The following is a 1815-nucleotide window of genomic DNA, read 5'->3' as shown; positions in this document are numbered from 1 at the left end:
CCCGCTCCTTCATACCCAGAAACGCCGAAGGGCTGGTTCGAGCGTCAATTCGCCCTCACCAGCCCTTCAAATCGCCCCTTGTTCAGCAGTCTCCTAGAGCACCGCGACGGACGCTGTCTACGACGTAGACAGGACAGTCAGCCGGAAATAACGGCACGACAGGAGCGCAATGGGGATGTCCATCCAAACGAAGGAGCCGTTCTGGCTAGGACCCGCAGGCAGAGTCCCCCGCGGATTGAAGCGGCCGGCAGCAGCGGCTGACCAGTCCGGGTCCATCCGGTCCGGGTCTATTTGGTTCGGGTTTTTTCTGCCGGGGTTGTCAGACCGGTGATCAGCGCGCCGGCGGCGTGTTCGCGTACTGCCGTAATGGCCCTGACAATGACGGTTTTGTCCTCAAATCCGTCCGAGAGCGCCCCGAGCGCACCCTCGCCGGGGACACCTGATCACGGTGCACGAAGGGTTTCTTGGACCCTGCTGCTTATCGGCTCCGGCGCCGGCAACCCGGCTGCGCGCTCAACGGCCGGGAATAGGCTGGCTTAGCCTTCACAGTCGGTGCAGTAGGCGTGGGCGCCCTTCTGCCGGGCAATCTGGGACCGGTGCCGGACCAGGAAGCACGAGTAGCAGGTGAATTCGTCGTCGGCCTGGGGGATGATCTGAACGGTCAGCTCCTCGGCGATGAACTCGCCGCCGGGAATACCGGCTCCGTCCAGGCCGTCGGCCTCATCCAGCTCCAGGACGACACTGCGGGCGTCCGGTGCATTGGCGGACTGCAGTGCCTGCAGGGATTTGTCCTGGGATTCCTTGACGTCGGAACGGACCTCGTCGTAATCGGTTGCCACTTGGCTTGTTCTCTTTTCTCCGGTGTTGGCTGACCCCGGTGCAACGTACAGCGCTGCGCGGCTGTTCCACAGGCAACGGGCAGCATGGTCCGCATCCGCGGCGGCCGGGCGATGTCCAAGGGTAACAGGAGTCCCGGGCTGCTTCGACGCCGGGTAAGCGAAAGGCCGCGCCCAGCCGGCCGGAACGCCCAGGATCCCCCTCATCCCGGCCCCGGGCGAAGAACCGGCCGGAACATCGGGCAGGGTCACGAATCCGCAGGCGAGGACCTGGATGTGCAGGCGCAGGAGAACCGGCAGAAACCGTTCCCGGCCCAGGCTTACGTATGCGCCGTTATCGGTGGTGGTTGGCCCTCAGCAGTGCAGGGAATCACCCCATCTTCAGTGTCGTTGCTCATTGCCGCTGGTTAGGAAGCCTCCGGCTCATCCGCTCTTGGGCCTGCTCAACATGGCGCGGACGCAGGGGCTGATAATCCTGCAGTTGCTGCTCGACAACATGACTGGCAATTATCCAAGCCGGTCACCGTCTTGTGGGCGTGTGTGTCGTTATCGGCGGTGGGCCCCTTCGCCGTGCATGAGCCGGACCGGAGAGAGCCGGACAGGGTCTGCGCCCACCTGGTTCCGTCCGCTTAGCCTGCCCGGGGAAAGCCCGGATCCTGCCGAACGGCTGCCGGGCGGCTTGGCAGACTATAGTAAGCATACTTAGTTTGTGGTGTTAGGGAGAACACCGGACCGGGAATGTGTGGCGATGTTCCCGGCCACGCTCCATCGGCTAGGCCCTGCCGCCCGTCGCCGGCCACACGCCGGCCACACGCCGGCCCGCGCGCTTGTCCGGGCGCTTGTCCGGTAAACCGTCAATGCCTTTGGAAGTCAGGAGTCCAGAATGGATTGGCAGTCGATGTTCGGGCCGAGTATTCCGCTGCTTGAGGCCTTTATCCGGGGCACAGTCATGTTTCTGGTGCTGTTCCTCCTGATGCGC

At 64.0% G+C, this 1815-nt stretch carries 1 protein-coding gene; it reads right to left on the bottom strand.

Annotated elements, in window-relative coordinates:
• Nucleotides 1-536: 536 nt before the first annotated feature.
• Nucleotides 537-839 carry a DUF4193 domain-containing protein gene (locus AC5RWU_RS24165; protein ID WP_493986705.1) on the bottom strand — a complete coding sequence of 101 codons (303 nt, stop codon included), beginning with the start codon at nucleotides 837-839 and terminating at the stop codon, nucleotides 537-539.
• Nucleotides 840-1815 lie beyond the last annotated feature (976 nt).

The organism is Arthrobacter sp. B0427-1-12 (assembly GCF_059092905.1).
Note: the sequence above shows the minus strand (reverse complement) of the source record. Positions and strands in the feature narration are given on the sequence as shown.